The organism is Desulforapulum autotrophicum HRM2 (assembly GCF_000020365.1).
Classification (GTDB): Bacteria; Desulfobacterota; Desulfobacteria; order Desulfobacterales; family Desulfobacteraceae; genus Desulforapulum; species Desulforapulum autotrophicum.
On sequence record NC_012108.1, the window covers coordinates 168,352 to 182,899 of the forward strand.

The window sequence follows — 14,548 nt, forward strand, 5'->3', positions numbered from 1 at the left end:
AAACCGTTAAGTACCTCGTTTTGGGGGGCATTCTACAACTGATTTTTCAGTAAGTTTGCCCCTTAAAATTTAGAGTTGTTTTTACCTTATGCGCAGAGACATTGCAAACAGAGAAACGGGGCCGCCCAGGTGAATGAAAACCAAGTCTATTGTTTGCGGCAGGAGATCAATTTGCTTTTCCCCGACGGGGTGTGTGACAGGGAGACATGGGTAAAAATCTTTTCAAATGGCGCGGTGCCCTGTTTTACAAACTCCCGGGAATCCGCGGGTCCCATTGACAGCATGCGAACGTAGAACAGCATTTTTATCAATCGTTTTTTCGGGACTTCATGCTCCATGATTAATACCCGTCCGTCCGGCTTGACCACCCGCCTCATTTCCAGAAGCGCCTCAGTTCTCACCTGGTTTTTCAATTCATATAAAGCATGGGAGCAGCACACAACATCAAAACAATCATCCGCAAAGGGCAGCCTTGCGGCGTCCCCGTTGATAAATTGTGTTTTTCCTGCCAGATCCTTTTCCTTTGCCTTGTACAGCATGCCCAGGGCAAAATCATAGCCAACGGCTGTGCTGTCTGGCAAACTTCTGGAAAACGCCAGTACAACCGATCCTGTACCGGAGCAGATGTCCAGGACTCTGGGGTGTCTCTTTTTTTCCAATTGCGCTGAATCCACCAGGAATTTACGCGTCTCTTCTCCGTAATTATGGGAATGCATTTTTATGAACAGATCATAAAAATGGGCGAAGATATTATAATATTTTTGTCGGCCTGTTCTTAATTTTGCCATGATTTTTTGTCCATGTTGTTACGGATCACATTAAGGGGTATTCCGGTCGATCATCCCCATGATATTGTAGACCAGCCGGGCCGATGCAAAATCAGAGGTGTGGAAACCGGGTATGGGTGCAAGTTCCACCACATCAAAGCCGATGATCTTTCGTTCGGCTGCAATTTTTTCAAGGATCTCCATGGCATCGTACCAGAAGAGCCCACCGGGTTCAGGGGTGCCCGTGGCCTGGATCACAGAGGGGTCAAGACCGTCCACATCAAAGGTGATGTAAACCTGTTCCGGGAAATCATCGGGCAGGATGGTGTCTGGAATGCCTTTGTCTGCGATTTCGGCCGCATCCAGGTGACAAATTTCCCGTTCCCTGCGAAGGACCACCTCTCCGGGAGAGAGGCTTCTAACGCCGATCTGGTATATGTAAAATCCCATGTCCAGGGCCCGGTGCATCACGCAGGCATGGCTCAGACCCGTGCCTTCATAGGTGTCTCGTAAGTCTGCATGGGCGTCGAACTGGACAATGCCCACGGATTTTTCTGATGCCTCGAGCGCCTTGAGGGCGCCCACGGTCACGGTGTGCTCTCCGCCCAGGAGAACCGGGACCTTGCCGGCGGCCATGGCATCTTTGACCCTGCCTGAAATTTTCTCCAGCTCTTTTTCCGGGGGCCCGCCGCAGTCGATCACGGGATGGGTAAAGATGCCCCGTTGGGCCGGGATGCCGCTGCCGTCATAGAGTTCCAGTTGCTGGGAGGCGTCAAGGATCGCCAGGGGACCCTGGCCTGCGCCTTTACCGTAGGAGACGCTTTTTTCGTAGCAGGCGGGAATCACGTGGAACAGGCACGATTCCGGGCGTGTTTCTCCCAGTTCCGATGCCAGGAAACCTGGCGGTTTAGTAGGGCTCATTCTGTTTCTATCCTGTCTGGTTGAAGGGTATGGGCTTCTCTCGCGGGATGCCCCCCTGCCCTGTTTGTTGTCATGACAGCCGCATCTTGAAATCCTGGTACCCGAATGTCCGGACCCGTTCCAGACAGTCTGTGTCCGGCTCGTAAAGGGATATGGAGGGAAGCCTTATCCCGTTGAAGGTGTTGGTCTTGACCATGGAGTAGATGGCCATGTCCGTGAACACCAGGCGGGACCCGATTTTCAGGGGATGGTCAAAGCTGTACTCACCGATCACATCCCCGGCAAGGCAGGAAAGCCCGGCCAGTCGATAGGTGTGCTGTTTCTCTCCGGGTTCTCCGCTGCCCGTCACATGGGGCCGGTAGGGCATCTCCAGGACGTCGGGCATATGGGCGGCGGCCGAGGTGTCCAGGATGGCGATGGGCATGTCGCTGTTGATGATATCCAGCACCGATGCCACCAGAACCCCGGCATTGAGGGCCACGGCCTCCCCGGGTTCAAGGTAGACGGTGACGTTGTAATCGGTTTGTATGCGGCGGATTACACGGCAGAGCCGTTCCAGGTCATAGCCCGGCCGGGTGATGTGGTGGCCCCCGCCGAAGTTCACCCAGGCAAGACCCTTGAGGAATGGGCCAAAGCCGTGTTCAAAGGCCGTTACGGTCCGTTCAAGGGCATCGGCATCCTGCTCACAAAGGGTGTGGAAATGCAGCCCCGAGATCCCGGCAAGTTCCGCCGCCTCGAAATTGGCACGCCTTACCCCGAGTCGTGAACCCGGGGCGCAGGGATCGTACAGGGGAATCGTTCCTTCCGAGTGCTCGGGGTTGACCCGGATGCCGCAGGAGATGGCGCGACCGGCCGCCTGGACCCTGGCTTTGAACCGTTTCCACTGGCCAAAGGAGTTAAAGACAATATGGTCGGAAAGGGTGAGGAGCTCATCCATATGTTCGTCACTGAAGGCCGCGGCAAAGGTGTGCACCTCCCGGCAGAATTCTTCCCGGCCCAGGCGGGCCTCGTCCGGGGAGCTTGCGCAGACGCCGTCCAGGGTCTCTCTCAAAAGGGGAAAGACCCGGAACATGGCAAACCCCTTGAGTGCCAAGAGGATCCTGCAGCCGGTCGCCTGTTTGACCCGGGCCAGGATCGAAAGGTTGTGGCGCAGGCAGTCTGCGTCCACAACAAAGCCCGGGGTCGACACCCTGGAGGGGTCAAATTTTAAAGGATCGTTTCTTTCCATGGGAGTCCGTGAATGTTGAGTCGTTCCATAAAGGGGTCTGGATCAAACTCTTCCATATTGAAAACCCCTTTGCCCGTCCATTTTTTTGTGAGCATAAGCAGGGCACCGATCATGGCCGGCACCCCGGTGGTGTAGGATACGCCCTGGGAGCCAACCTCCTTGTACACCTCCTCATGGTCGCAGATGTTGTAGATGTAGTAGGTTTTTTCTGCCCCGTCCTTTTCCCCCTTGACCAGGCATCCGATGCAGGTGCGGCCTTTGGTGAGGGGTCCCAGGGAGGCAGGGTCGGGCAGGAGGGCCTTGAGGAACTGCAGGGGCACGATCTCTTTTCCCTCGTAGAGCACAGGATCGATCCGGGTCATGCCCACGTTCTCCAGGACCTTCAGGTGGGTCAGGTATGCCTCTGAAAAGGTCATCCAGAACCGGGCCTGCTTGATTTCGGGAAAATGATGGGTCAGGGATTCCAGCTCCTCGTGGTAGAGGAGAAATATCTTTTTGGGTCCGATCCCCTCGGGGAAGTCAAAATCCTTTGAGAGGGCCATGGGCTCGGTTTCAACCCATTTGCCTGCTTCGTAATACCGGCCCTTCTGGGTGATCTCCCGGATGTTGATCTCCGGGTTGAAGTTGGTGGCAAAGGGCTGGCCATGGTCCCCGGCGTTGCAGTCGATGATATCAAGGGTGTCGATGCGGTCAAAGTGGTGCTTTTTTGCCCAGGCTGTGAACACATTGGTCACCCCGGGGTCAAACCCGCTGCCCAGCAGTGCCATGAGTCCCTTTGCCTTGAATCTTTCATGGTAGTCCCACTGCCACTTGTAGCAGAACCTGGCTTCATCCAGGGGCTCATAGTTGGCCGTATCAAGGTAGTGCACCCCGGTTTCCAGGCAGGCGTCCATGATATGGAGATCCTGGTAGGGCAGGGCCACGTTGATGATCAGGTCCGGCTTAAAGGTGTTGATCAGGGCCACAAGCTCGGGCACATTGTCCGCATCCACCTGGGCCGTCTCGATATGCCGGTCAATCCCGGCGGCAATCTTGTCACATTTTGAACGGGTCCGGCTGGCCAACATAATGTCGGTAAACACCTCCGGAACCTGGGCGCATTTATGGGCGACCACCTGACCGACGCCGCCGGCGCCGATTATCATTACCCTGGCCATGGCTTCCTCCTGTAAAAATTAATGGGTTGGTATTCATCTCTTGAAAACAGAGGTCTTCCTTATTTCTCAAAGTAGGGGTAGCCCCTGAGACCCTCTTCGTACATGGTCATGATCATCCGCCGTTCCTGGGGAGAGATGAGATCCTCCCGGACCGCCTCTTCGGCCGTGGCCCTGAATCTGCGGGTCATCCGTTTGGGGCTGTACTCCACGTAGGACAGGACATCTGCCACGGAATCGCCTTCGATTTCCCGGACAAAGGTGTAACTGCCGTCCGGGTTGACCCGGATGCTCACCACGTTGGTGTCTCCCAGGAGGTTGTGCAGATCCCCCAGGGTTTCCTGGTAGGCACCCACGAGAAAGACGCCCAGGATGTAATCTTCATCTTTCCTGGGTTTGTGGAGACGCAGGGCCCGGCGAATTCCCTGGCGGTCGATGAACCGGTCGATCTTTCCGTCGCAGTCACAGGTGATATCCGCCAGAATCGCGTTCCGGGTGGGCATTTCGTCAAGTCTGTGGATGGGCATCACGGGAAAGATGTGCCCGATGGCCCAGGAGTCCGGCAGGGACTGGAATACGCTGAAATTGGCGTAATAGGTGTCACACAGGGCAATGTCGATACCCGTGAGATCCTTGGGCACAAATTTAAGGTGCTTGATGTTGTCGCCCACGGCATGGATGATGTTCCAGAAGATCTTTTCCACCAGGGAGCGTTCCCTCAGGGAAATTTTTCCCAGTTTGAACATTTGGCGGGCCTGGTCCCGGTAGTACAGGGCATCGTTGTAGCACTCCTGGATGTTTCTCAGATTCAGGCTGGTCAAGACCTCCATTATGTTTTCGACGATTTCCGGGGTTCCCTGGGCAAGGGTTTCCGGCAGGGGTTCCGGATCAAAGGTGTTGGTGTCAAAGATGTTGAACAGGAGTATCGAGTAGTAGGCCACCGTGGCCCGTCCCGATTCCGTGATGATGTTGGGGTGAGAAATCTTATCCACGTCCAGGATCTCCATGATCGCCTCAATGACGTCGGCGCAGTACTCTTCCAACGAGTAATTCCGGGAATTCATGTAGTTGGTGTGGGAGCCGTCGTAATCCACGGCCAGCCCTCCCCCCAGATCGAAATACCCCATGGCTGCTCCCTCTTTGACCAGTCCGGCATAGACCTGGCAGGCCTCCTGCACCGAGGCGCGGATATCCCGGATGTTGGATATCTGGGACCCCAGGTGGTAGTGGAGCAGCTGGAGGCAGTCGAGCATCTCCAGGGATTTGAGTTTCTCTATCACCTCGATGATCTGTGAGGTGGACAGGCCGAAGATGCTCCGGTCCCCTGCGGACTCTGTCCAGTGGCCTCCGGCCTGGGTGGAGAGTTTAAAGCGGACGCCGATGAGGGGCCGGATTCCCAGGGCACTGGAGCGTTCCAGTATCAGGTCAAGTTCGCTTGGCATCTCCAGGACAAAAAAACATTTGTAGCCCATTTTGCAGGCATAGAGGCCAAGATCGATGAATTCCCGGTCCTTGTAGCCGTTGCAGACCAGGCAGGCCTCCTTGTCCTTGAGAAACGACAGTGCAGCAATGAGTTCCGCCTTGCTGCCCGCCTCAAGGCCGTGGTGGTACTGGGTGCCGATATTGGTGATGGCCTCTATCACCTGTTTCTGCTGGTTGACCTTTATCGGGAAAACCCCCTTGAACTCTCCCTTGTAGTCAAAGGTTCTGATGGCTGTGCGAAAACTTTCGTGCATGTGGGTGATCTGGGAGTCCAGGATATCTTCGATGCGCAGCAGGACGGGCATGTCATACCCCCGGGCCTGGATGCCGGCGATGATTTCAGGCAGGTTGACTGAGATATCCTTGTTGTTTCGAAGTGGGGTAACCACCACATCCCCGCTGTCTGAGATATCAAAGTATCCCACTCCCCATTCCCGGATGTGGTAGAGATCGGCAGAATCCTCAATGGTCCACCTTTCCAGCTTATCTTTTTGATTCATGATTCATCCCTTAAAAAGCGGCCCCACCGCCAGTGAAAAAACAATTAAATTTTCGGAGACCCGTTTTTACAGAAAAAAATATATCAATGCAACCACCATCATACAGTTGAAGGAAAAAAATACAATGGCGATTTCCCGGATCATGGCTTCCTGTTCTATTCCTGCCTTGATCTGGCGCCCTTTTCAGCATATTTAACCGATCGCAGCTTGATTCAGGGCAACCCTGTCATACCTTTAATACAGCCGATTTTTATGGAAAATAACGCAGATCAACACTGAAAAGCGGGGGACAGACAATGGAAACATGCATGATGACAGACTTTCTGGAGAGCCTTAAGCCCTGGCTCTCACAGGATTATATCCGTACGGCGTACCTGAACGAGGATGGTCACCTGGTACTGCTGTTCAAGGACAACGTTAAAAATGTTTATAACATCAATGATTGTTCAAAAGGTCAGTTGAAAAAGATCTTGGCTGACTTGAAAAAAAAGGGGGTTCATGTTCAGGATACATCGGGCTGATGGACAGAAAAAGGAGCCTGCCTGCTTTTTTATAGGATAAGGAGGGAAATTTTATGGTCATGATACGAGTTGCATCATTGCCGGGGGCGGGGTGTGTAATGGGTATCATGCTCCTGATTTTGTCCGGCTGTTCCACCGCAAACCTGAACTCACCGGAGCGCAGGCAGGATTTTAAACCCCTTGGCGGGGACGTATCCATACAGCAGCTTCAGGGGGAAGTACTGCAGACCATGGACCCTCTGGGCCGTTATCAGAAACATTCAGCCATGGAAGTGACCGGCACGGATGTCTGGGAATCAACCATCATTCGGTGGCTGACGCCCCTGGATGAGAACACTCAGCAATTTCATGCCCGCCTGGGGCTTTCCCGTCAGCAGATTGAGTTCACCTTTTTGAACGGTGAAAAAAAAGGGCAGACCATCGGGTTTGACGGAAAGAGTTATGAACGCACCGGCACCCGAAAGCGCCACAGGAAAAGTGCCTCCATCTCCCTGTATCTGGGACCGCTGCAGTGCTACCTGGAGTGGCACCAGACCCTGATGCGCCACCCGGCACTGACCCTGGTGGGAACGACAGAAATCAACACCATTCCCTACCGGGTTGTTTATGCCACGCAAGGGCCGCCCACCCGGGATCTGGCAGAATACGACCAGTATCTGATCTACATCAATACCCGTACCAACCGCATCGACTACGTTGAATTCACGCTGCGCAAACTCTCCCGGTCCTACCGGGGCGTTGTTCATTACCGCGATTACAAACAGGTCCAGGGCATGCTCATGCCGTTCTGGATAGGGATTGGCAGTGACCTGGCCGGGCCGGATTTTGATCACTATTTTGTGATTGATCACATCGAATTCAGCGGTCTGGATTAATCTTTTCAGGGGGTTGACCCCATGGGTTCCGATTTAAACGCTGCATTACTCTAAAGGCGCAATGTTGACTTGGTAATATTTTAAACTTATCTTGGTTTAAAACAATGTTCAAAAAGCAGGTGATATAATGAACAAGCGATTTCTGGTAAATCAAAAACTTAAAAATCTGATGCATACCATCTTGATTCTATTGATGCTGGCGGCGCTTTTAGGCGGACTGGGCTGGACCATCGCCGGCACTACCGGCCTTCTGTTTGCCCTTGTGCTGAGTGTGGCGTCATATTTTCTAACTCCCCGTGTGCCGGCCCATCTCATCATGCTGGCCTCCGGTGCAAGGCGGGTTTCCCCTGGTTCACTGCCCCAGCTGCATGGAATCGCTGGTACATTGTCCCAGCGCGCCGGCCTGACAACCCTGCCCCGGCTCTACTATCATCCTTCAGCCCGCCTCAACGCCTTTGCTGCGGGAACCCCAGAAGACCCTGCCATCTGCGTTTCCAGGGGGCTTCTGTCTGTCCTGAATCTGGATGAAATTGCAGGAGTAATGGGGCACGAGATCTCCCATATCAGCAACAATGACATGAAGGTCATGGGGTTTGCTGCGCTTTTCGGGCTATTGACCCAGTTTGCCTCGCTTGCCGGGCAGTTGCTTCTGCTCTTTTCCCTTCCGTTGATACTGTTGAGTGATGTAGAGATTTCCCTTGTGGCACTGGCCCTGCTGATATTTGCACCGGCATTGAGCACATTGCTGCAGTTTACCCTGTCAAGAACCCGGGAGTTTGACGCCGACCTGGGCAGCGCATTTCTGACTGGAAATCCGTTGATGCTGGCCTCGGCACTGAATAAACTTGAAGTTTACAGGCAACATGGATTAAAGCGGTTTTTCCGGCTGGCTCCGGATCAGGGGCTGGTATGGCTCAATACCCATCCCTCAACAGGTGAACGCATCCGGCGCCTGATGAATTATATGCCCGGACGATCTAATAAATTTGGGCAGGAAGGATACTGTTATCCATAATCGTGCATCAAAATATCGCCAACTGGTTCAACACCGGCAAAAGCTGCTGTACTTGCCGGTGTTATATTCAGCGCCTGTGTGGCATTGGCTTAGGGTATAATTTGCAAACGAAAAATGACTATTGGCGAACAAGACGGATCAATGCCGCAATACCGAAACTTGAGATTGTCCAGCCTGAAGCGATTTGGGCCCAACGATAAATGCAAAGGATGAACCCAAAGTAGATGCATTTGTCTTTTTCAGGATAGGCGGTCGGTAATCCGTATTGTACCCACAATAATATTTAAGTCAGTATGTCTGCACATTTATTATTGCCAATTTTCAAGGAGAATGATCATGAAGAATTTGAAATATGACCTGCTTGCAGTGGTTGGGACAATGTTGGTATTCATGGGTCCCGGGGCTGCCCTGTCCAAAGGCCTGCACCCGGGTGGAAACCACAAAAATCCCATGACCCGACCAACCATTGATATGGGCCAACCAACTGTTTATGAAACCGCCTCATTTGGGTTGGGCTGATTCTGGGGAACTGAATCCCGGTTCGGGATAATCAAAGGTGTCGTTCGTACACGTGTCGGGTATGCAGGTGGAACCATGGTGGCTCCGACGTACAAAAAAATGGGTGATCACACTGAAACCGTGCAGGTGGATTATGACCCACAGCAGATCACATATGAAAAACTGTTGGCTGTTTTCTGGGACAGCCATCAACCCTCCCGGCAGTCCTGGTCCCAGCAATATAAAAATGCTGTTTTTTTTCATAACGAACAGCAACGCAGGCTGGCAATGGATTCGAAAAAGATCCTGGAGAAAAAAACAGGCAGAATCGTAAAAACAGCCATCGTGCCGCTTCATTCTTTTACCATGGCTGAAGATTACCATCAGAAATATCTTTTAAAACATCACCCGCTTAAAAAGGGAATCCTGGATATTTACCCCCACCACAAAGACCTGATAGCGTCCACGGCTGCCGCCCGCCTTAATGGATATGCCGGGGGGTATGGTAACCAGAATCAGTTGTCCATGGAAATCGAAAGCCTGGGGTTGGGTCCGGAGGGCAAGCAATTGCTGACCGATCTTGTTCATAAATAAGGGTCAAACAAACAGAAAGGTTGGAAAACAGGGGGCACCGTCACATTACCATCAAAGAAAAATATTGATGGGTTTTTAAGTATTTACGAACGGTTTGCCCAGAAACATAAAAAGATATAAATATTGGTGATCATGATAACCGGTTCAACACCGGCAAAAGCTGCTGCCCTTATCGCCGTTATGTGCATGGCACAGGTGCTTGGTATGCTTGGCGTGTTTGCCTTTCCCGCCATGCTTCCCCATTTTATGGATCTGTGGGCATTGACAAACAGCCAGGCAGGATGGATCAGTGGCATCTATTTTGCCGGATATTCCATTGCCGTCCCTGTTTTAACCAGTTTGACGGACCGTATTGATTCCCGGAAAATATACCTTGTCTCTTGTTTTGTAAGCATGATTGCCAATCTGGGATTTGGAATCTTCAGTCAGGGGTTCTGGACCGCCATTGTTTTCAGGGCCTTGTGTGGCATTGGCCTTGCCGGCACCTTTATTCCGGGCTTAAAAGTCCTTATCGATAGACTTAAAGCACCGTTTCTGCCACGGGCGATTTCTTTTTATACGGCCTGTTTCGGGCTGGGTTTGAATGCTTCCTTTTATTATGCCGGTGTCATTTTTGAATGGTTTGGGTGGAAACCGGTATTTTTCATTGCTGGGGCATGTTCCGGATTTGTTCTGCTGCTGTGCCTGATGATCCTGGTTCCCATGCCCATTGAAAAAAAAGAAAGTTCATTATCAGGTATATTGAGCGCCCTGGATTTCAGGCCTGTATGGCAGAATTCTGGGGCAAGAACCTACATCATTGCCTATATGTGTCATATGTGGGAAATGTTTGCCGCCCGTTCCTGGATGGTGGCTTTCCTGACCTTTTCCATAACGCTTCACGCCGGTTCCACACCGTTCATGGCGCCAACCACGGTCATGGCTGTTGCTGGAATATCTGGTATGTTTGCCAGCATTCTGTTTGGTGAACTTGCCGTAAAATTTGGCCGTCACAGGATCGTATCCGCTGTCATGACGGTGTCAGGCCTGCTCAGCCTGGGCATTGGATTTATGGCAGACCTGCCATTTCCTGCGCTTGTCTGCCTTTGCATTGCCTATACTTTTTTCTTCCAGGGGGATTCTGCAGCCATCCATGCCGGTGTTATCACTGCAGCCGATCCGGACCGGCGTGGCGCCACCATGGCGCTTCAATCCCTGGCAGGATTTGCTGCCGCCTCGCTTTCCCCCATTGTGGTCGGGGTGGTTCTGGATCTGACAGGGGGCGGTAACAGCCCCTTTTCCTGGGGACTGACCTTTGCCACCATGGGATTGACTGCTTTTTCAGGGTTGGTGCTGCTTTTAAGGGTTCATGCCAGGAACAAACCTTGACGGTTGATGATACCTGACTTGATCAGCATTTGCTTACCCAGACTCCCACATCAAGAACAGAATCCGAGGCGCCAGTGAATGATCCCGCGACAGGCGGCACCGATTCGGGCAACCTTGCCACGGCTACGGCGATGTGGTCGATTCCAGCCATTTCACCAATCGTTGGATCGAATCCCTTCCATCCTGCGCCGGGCAGGTAAACCTCGGCCCAGGCATGGGTCGTGCCAATGACATGGGACATCCGTGGTGCGTGGAGATATCCACTCACAAAGCGTGCGGCCAGTCCCAGGCACCTGGCTGCTTCCATAAAGAGGAAAGCAAAATCACGGCAAGATCCAGTTCCGCAGGACAGTGTATGCAGGGCTGTTTGTACGCCAGGCTCCTCCCTCACCTGGTATGACAATGTTTTATAAATGTGGGCGGCAAGTCGCTGTAAGAGCGTGTAGGTCTGAATCGGGTCGCCAGGTTGCCAGAAAGTGGTAATCCATTTATTCACCACATCGATTGTTTCCCGCCCAGGTAATGCCATATAGGGAGACAGCAAAACCCTGTCATCCGGTTGATACCTAAAGGGATAACCCATTGCGTAATCCGCAACCAGAAAGTCGAGGGGCGTTTCATTGAACTGCTGGATGATAACTTCGCTCTCAATCACCAACTGGGTCGTGGGCGAATCGAAATTTGCAATCGCAACTGAATTTCCCTCCACATCCCGATGCCAGTACAGGGTCGACCGGGGTGTGGTTTTTAGGGAAGAATGTTCTATGCGCAGTTCATGGTCTTCCCTTGGCCGCAGAATCAAAGTATGGGGTCCAAGGGTAACCTCACAAGAATAGTTGTAGTAAGTACGATGAATAATTTTATAGCGTTGCATATTTGACCTGCATGTTGTTATGTATGAATAAAGAAACACCTATGGGACCGTCCACCACGGGTTAAATCAACGAAAGTTGAGGTTATCATTAATAATCAATCTTTAACAGGCAAAGGGATACCACCATGCAAAATCAGACATTAACCTTCCTTTTGGCTGGAGGCGTAGGTTCCCGGTTACACCCTTTGACTTCGAGCCGCTCCAAGCCTTCAGTTCCTTTTGGCGGCAAGTACCGGATTATTGATTTTACCCTGGCCAACTGCCTGCATTCGGGATTGCGTCGAATATTAGTTTTAACGCAGTATAAGTCCCACTCCTTGAACAAGCATCTTCGAGATGGCTGGTCAATCTTTAATCCTGAGTTAGGGGAATATATCACGCCTGTTCCTGCCCAGATGAATAGTGGAGAACATTGGTATCAAGGAACAGCCGATGCTATTTTTCAAAATCTGAATTTACTGGAACGCAGCAATGCCGAGTATACCTTAATCCTTTCCGGGGATCATATTTATAGGATGGACTACGCGGCAATGCTCAGCGCCCATCAAGAGCAGGGCGCAGATGTCACCATCGCCTGTATGGAGGTTCCTGTTGAGGAAGCAAAGGCGTTTGGTGTGGTCGTTACCAATGCGGATCTCAAAATAATTGCCTTTGAGGAAAAACCTGGACAGCCTACGCCCCTTCCTGAAAATCCAGAAAAAGCCCTGGTTTCCATGGGGTTATATGTGTTTTCTACCAAACTGTTAAGCCGCGCATTGGTGGAAGATCAGCACAATGATGCTTCAAGTCACGATTTTGGCAAAGACATTTTGCCTCGACTGGTGCAACACCATAAAGTGCAGGCCTATAAATTCGGCGGAGCACGGGGCAGGGTCACCCCTGATCGCTACTGGCGGGATGTGGGCACACTAGATGCCTATTACCAGGCAAACATGGATCTGCTGAAGCCCTTTCCACCGTTAAATCTTTATCAGCGAGACTGGCCTATCCGTACATATCAGCCACAGTCTCCGCCTGCCAGAACGATTAACGGAAATTCTGGCGCTGAAAGCGTATTCGTTAATTCAATATTGGCCGGTGGTGTTGTAATTTCCGGTGGCAGTGTCAGACATTCCATATTGTTTCAAGATATCTTTATTGATGAAAACGCCATCATTGAAAAATCAATTCTGTTTGGTGGCGTTCATGTTGGTACAGGTGCCAGATTGCAGAACTGTATTATTGATCAAAACGTGAGCATTCCCCCCGGAGAGCAGATTGGTTACGACCTGGTGAAAGACCGAAATCGATTTACCGTTTCTGAAAAAGGAATTGTTGTCGTACCCAAAGATTTTGTTTTTGTCTCCTGAAGCCGCTCGGATACCAAAGCAGAACGCTCACCTGCCCTGCCCTGCCGCGGCTTTCTCCAGGTTCCACCGGAGGGACGATGGTTTTTAATCCATTGTCCAGACTGCCCGGTTCTTTGTGCTATTCATACATCTTTCCGCCATGATTCCCACCCATCTTGACTAAAAGCATTGTTCGGTCTGTTACAGGGGATTGTTTTCCAAAAAGAGTTCAGCCAATTCAGGAAAAGGTTCCAGCGCCCGGGGAAGAAGACCGTTGGCCCAGGCCAGAAAAAGGCCGTAGTTCAGTACGGGGATCCCTTTTTCTCTGAATATTTCAAGGCGGGAATCCATGGCCTTTTGAGTGATCATGCACCCTGCACAATGAATGACCATATCCCATGCATCTGGATCTTTTGGCACCTTTCGGGTGTGACCAAACTCCACCTGGGATCCGACCAGCTGCCGGAATAGACGGGGGATCTTGACCGTTCCCAGGTCCTCGGCCTGGCGGTGGTGGGAGCAGACCTCCATTACCAGGACCCGCCCTTTTTGCGGAAAGTTTTTCAAGGCGTTAAGGCTTCGGATAAAGAGGGAGGGATCCCCCTTTTTACGGGCAAAGAGGATTGAAAAGGAGGTCAGCGGCTGATCTTCGGGGATATCTGCTGCAACCTTATGAAACACCTGACTGTCCGTGATTACCAGGGCCGGTTTGATTCCTATATTATGATAGAAGGTGTACAGTTCCCTCTCTTTTACGATAAGGGCGGCACAATCCCGATCCAGCAGGTCTCGAATGGTTTCCACCTGGGGGAGGATCAGACGGCCTGCCGGGGCTGCAAGATCAATGGGGGTTACGAGCAGTACCAGATCCTGTTCCTGCACCAGGCCCTCAACGGGCGTCATCTCTCGGTGGATCTCCTTCTCCAGTTTTTCCATTTTTTCGATCAGAGGCAGACAGCTTTTCTCGATGGTATTATCCAGAACAATCTGCTCTTGTTGCTCAAAGAAGGTTTTTTTTTCTTCGTGGCGGGGAAGATCTTTAAAGCTGATAACCCCGATCCAGGGAAGATTTTTTTCAAGAAGCCAGTTCTTCAGCTCCTTTTCTGCAGGGGTGGGGGCCTTGTCTCCCGGGCTGACAAAGAGAATAAGATCCGCCGTTTCCAGACGTTCTCTGGTTTTTAGTATCCGCTGTTCTCCAAGGGCGCCTGCATCATCCAGACCGGCTGTATCTGTAATGGCGCACATCCCCAGTTTGCCCAGTTCTATTTTTCGTGTAACCGGATCGGTGGTGGTTCCCGGCGTCTCCGAGGTAATGGCGATATCTTTCTGGAAGAGATTGTTCATAAGGGAGGATTTCCCGGCATTCCTGACGCCTGCCAGGACGATGCGGGTCATTTCCGCCAGGGGGGGGGTACTCATGGGG

Annotated in this window: 14 protein-coding genes and 1 pseudogene; 8 read left to right on the forward strand and 7 right to left on the reverse strand. The window is 51.9% G+C overall.

All coding sequences use genetic code 11. From position 1 onward, the window contains the following. Window positions 1-146: 146 nt before the first annotated feature. The 5 genes from HRM2_RS00650 to speA form a co-directional block, all read right to left on the reverse strand. The gene (locus tag HRM2_RS00650; protein WP_012662509.1) at window positions 147-788 is read right to left on the reverse strand and encodes a class I SAM-dependent methyltransferase; all 642 of its coding nucleotides are present in this window, start codon (window positions 786-788) and stop codon (window positions 147-149) included. A 30-nt stretch (window positions 789-818) separates the two neighbouring features. Then, a complete protein-coding gene (gene speB, locus HRM2_RS00655; RefSeq protein WP_012662510.1) occupies window positions 819-1,688 on the reverse strand; it encodes an agmatinase in 870 nt (289 codons plus the stop codon). A gap of 70 nt (window positions 1,689-1,758) precedes the next feature. After that, window positions 1,759-2,916, reverse strand: a complete 1,158-nt coding sequence (gene nspC, locus HRM2_RS00660) for a carboxynorspermidine decarboxylase (RefSeq protein ID WP_012662511.1) — start codon at window positions 2,914-2,916, stop codon at window positions 1,759-1,761. Beyond that, window positions 2,895-4,073, reverse strand: coding sequence for a saccharopine dehydrogenase family protein (locus HRM2_RS00665; protein WP_012662512.1), 1,179 nt, complete (start codon window positions 4,071-4,073; stop codon window positions 2,895-2,897). The genes nspC and HRM2_RS00665 overlap by 22 nt, the downstream gene beginning before the upstream one ends. Before the next feature lie 59 nt (window positions 4,074-4,132). Further along, window positions 4,133-6,052 (reverse strand): biosynthetic arginine decarboxylase, encoded by a 1,920-nt coding sequence (speA, locus tag HRM2_RS00670; protein ID WP_012662513.1) that lies wholly within the window; start codon window positions 6,050-6,052, stop codon window positions 4,133-4,135. A 296-nt stretch (window positions 6,053-6,348) separates the two neighbouring features. Between speA and HRM2_RS00680 the strand changes: the two genes are divergently transcribed. The 7 genes and pseudogenes from HRM2_RS00680 to HRM2_RS00700 all read left to right on the forward strand — a co-directional run bounded on the left by HRM2_RS00680 (window position 6,349) and on the right by HRM2_RS00700 (window position 10,923). Then, a complete protein-coding gene (locus HRM2_RS00680; protein ID WP_012662514.1) occupies window positions 6,349-6,573 on the forward strand; it encodes a hypothetical protein in 225 nt (74 codons plus the stop codon). 53 nt (window positions 6,574-6,626) lie between these two features. Beyond that, the gene (locus HRM2_RS00685; protein ID WP_012662515.1) at window positions 6,627-7,448 is read left to right on the forward strand and encodes an LBF_0142 family lipoprotein; all 822 of its coding nucleotides are present in this window, start codon (window positions 6,627-6,629) and stop codon (window positions 7,446-7,448) included. A gap of 127 nt (window positions 7,449-7,575) precedes the next feature. Next, window positions 7,576-8,463, forward strand: a complete 888-nt coding sequence (locus HRM2_RS00690; protein ID WP_012662516.1) for a zinc metalloprotease HtpX — start codon at window positions 7,576-7,578, stop codon at window positions 8,461-8,463. 336 nt (window positions 8,464-8,799) lie between these two features. Then, complete coding sequence (locus tag HRM2_RS24825) at window positions 8,800-8,982, forward strand: hypothetical protein (RefSeq protein WP_012662517.1); 183 nt, start codon at window positions 8,800-8,802, stop codon at window positions 8,980-8,982. Window positions 8,983-8,994: 12 nt separating this feature from the next. Further along, a pseudogene (locus HRM2_RS28180) lies at window positions 8,995-9,357 on the forward strand (peptide-methionine (S)-S-oxide reductase MsrA); the annotation flags it as partial. 60 nt (window positions 9,358-9,417) lie between these two features. Further along, on the forward strand, window positions 9,418-9,555 hold the full coding sequence (locus HRM2_RS28185) for a hypothetical protein (RefSeq protein WP_332306312.1): 138 nt from the start codon (window positions 9,418-9,420) through the stop codon (window positions 9,553-9,555). A gap of 132 nt (window positions 9,556-9,687) precedes the next feature. Continuing rightward, on the forward strand, window positions 9,688-10,923 hold the full coding sequence (locus HRM2_RS00700) for an MFS transporter (RefSeq protein WP_012662519.1): 1,236 nt from the start codon (window positions 9,688-9,690) through the stop codon (window positions 10,921-10,923). Between the two features lie 22 nt (window positions 10,924-10,945). Here HRM2_RS00700 and HRM2_RS00705 read toward each other — a convergent pair whose 3' ends face one another. Further along, window positions 10,946-11,797 carry a transglutaminase family protein gene (locus tag HRM2_RS00705; RefSeq protein WP_012662520.1) on the reverse strand — a complete coding sequence of 284 codons (852 nt, stop codon included), beginning with the start codon at window positions 11,795-11,797 and terminating at the stop codon, window positions 10,946-10,948. 125 nt (window positions 11,798-11,922) lie between these two features. On the opposite strand from HRM2_RS00705, the gene glgC reads away from it, so the two are divergent. Further along, window positions 11,923-13,146 carry a glucose-1-phosphate adenylyltransferase gene (gene glgC, locus HRM2_RS00710; protein ID WP_012662521.1) on the forward strand — a complete coding sequence of 408 codons (1,224 nt, stop codon included), beginning with the start codon at window positions 11,923-11,925 and terminating at the stop codon, window positions 13,144-13,146. Window positions 13,147-13,326: 180 nt separating this feature from the next. Here glgC and hydF read toward each other — a convergent pair whose 3' ends face one another. After that, the gene (hydF, locus tag HRM2_RS00715; protein ID WP_012662522.1) at window positions 13,327-14,544 is read right to left on the reverse strand and encodes a [FeFe] hydrogenase H-cluster maturation GTPase HydF; all 1,218 of its coding nucleotides are present in this window, start codon (window positions 14,542-14,544) and stop codon (window positions 13,327-13,329) included. Between the last annotated feature and the right edge of the window lie 4 nt (window positions 14,545-14,548).

Bases quoted from the DNA above. Each gene is read 5' to 3' on its own strand.
- HRM2_RS00650 (WP_012662509.1), bottom strand. From the start codon at position 788: ATGGCAAAATTAAGAACAGGCCGACAAAAATATTATAATATCTTCGCC.
- speB (WP_012662510.1), bottom strand. From the start codon at position 1,688: ATGAGCCCTACTAAACCGCCAGGTTTCCTGGCATCGGAACTGGGAGAA.
- nspC (WP_012662511.1), bottom strand. From the start codon at position 2,916: ATGGAAAGAAACGATCCTTTAAAATTTGACCCCTCCAGGGTGTCGACC.
- HRM2_RS00665 (WP_012662512.1), bottom strand. From the start codon at position 4,073: ATGGCCAGGGTAATGATAATCGGCGCCGGCGGCGTCGGTCAGGTGGTC.
- speA (WP_012662513.1), bottom strand. From the start codon at position 6,052: ATGAATCAAAAAGATAAGCTGGAAAGGTGGACCATTGAGGATTCTGCC.
- HRM2_RS00680 (WP_012662514.1), top strand. From the start codon at position 6,349: ATGGAAACATGCATGATGACAGACTTTCTGGAGAGCCTTAAGCCCTGG.
- HRM2_RS00685 (WP_012662515.1), top strand. From the start codon at position 6,627: ATGGTCATGATACGAGTTGCATCATTGCCGGGGGCGGGGTGTGTAATG.
- HRM2_RS00690 (WP_012662516.1), top strand. From the start codon at position 7,576: ATGAACAAGCGATTTCTGGTAAATCAAAAACTTAAAAATCTGATGCAT.
- HRM2_RS24825 (WP_012662517.1), top strand. From the start codon at position 8,800: ATGAAGAATTTGAAATATGACCTGCTTGCAGTGGTTGGGACAATGTTG.
- HRM2_RS00700 (WP_012662519.1), top strand. From the start codon at position 9,688: ATGATAACCGGTTCAACACCGGCAAAAGCTGCTGCCCTTATCGCCGTT.
- HRM2_RS00705 (WP_012662520.1), bottom strand. From the start codon at position 11,797: ATGCAACGCTATAAAATTATTCATCGTACTTACTACAACTATTCTTGT.
- glgC (WP_012662521.1), top strand. From the start codon at position 11,923: ATGCAAAATCAGACATTAACCTTCCTTTTGGCTGGAGGCGTAGGTTCC.
- hydF (WP_012662522.1), bottom strand. From the start codon at position 14,544: ATGAGTACCCCCCCCCTGGCGGAAATGACCCGCATCGTCCTGGCAGGC.